Raw genomic sequence first — 633 nt, forward strand, 5'->3', positions numbered from 1 at the left:
ATCAAAATCGCAAATTGCAACGGCAGCGTGAGTGTTAATGCCAGTGTTGTAACCATAATGGCCGACTCACCACGTGAACTACGCCAGACCCGCGCCATTGCTTTGTGGTCAACCATACCGAGCGCGGCAACCATCAATGTTCCCGCTAGCACAGCACGCGGAATGATGGCGAGAATCTCGTTCAACAGACTGGTCCCGATTAGAACGGTAATACCTGAAATAACACCGGTGAGCGCTGTCTTGCCACCTGCCTGATACGCCAGGGCCGAGCGGTTGAATGAGCCAGAACACGGCATGCCGGAAAAGATTCCAGCAGCGATGTTCGATAATCCCTGCCCAACAAATTCCTGATTGCTGTCAATTCGTTGACCGGTGTAGCCAGCAATTGCACGTGCGATAGCAATGGCTTCAACCAGACCAATAATGGCCAACGCAAGTGCACCGTTTGCCAACTGTCCAATCAATTGGATATCGACGGGAAGCTGTGCTAAAGGTGGAAAACCTGCCGGCACCTCCCCCATTAAGCGCACACCCTGCTGTTCCAGGTCGAAAACCCAGACAATGAAAGTCATAATGACAATACTCAAGAGTGAGGCCGGCAATGTGCGGGTAAAGTTGGGAATCGTGTAGATA

General features: G+C 51.7%; 1 protein-coding gene. It reads right to left on the reverse strand.

Translation table 11 applies throughout. The annotated features are described in order from the left end of the window. Positions 1 to 572: SulP family inorganic anion transporter (locus NW856_RS14435; RefSeq protein WP_414400791.1), on the reverse strand; the 572-nt coding region annotated here is incomplete at its 3' end. Positions 573 to 633: the final 61 nt, after the last annotated feature.

The sequence above is a fragment of the Synechococcus sp. R3-13 genome (assembly GCF_047462195.1).
In the GTDB taxonomy this organism is placed as follows: domain Bacteria; phylum Cyanobacteriota; class Cyanobacteriia; order Thermostichales; family Thermostichaceae; genus Thermostichus.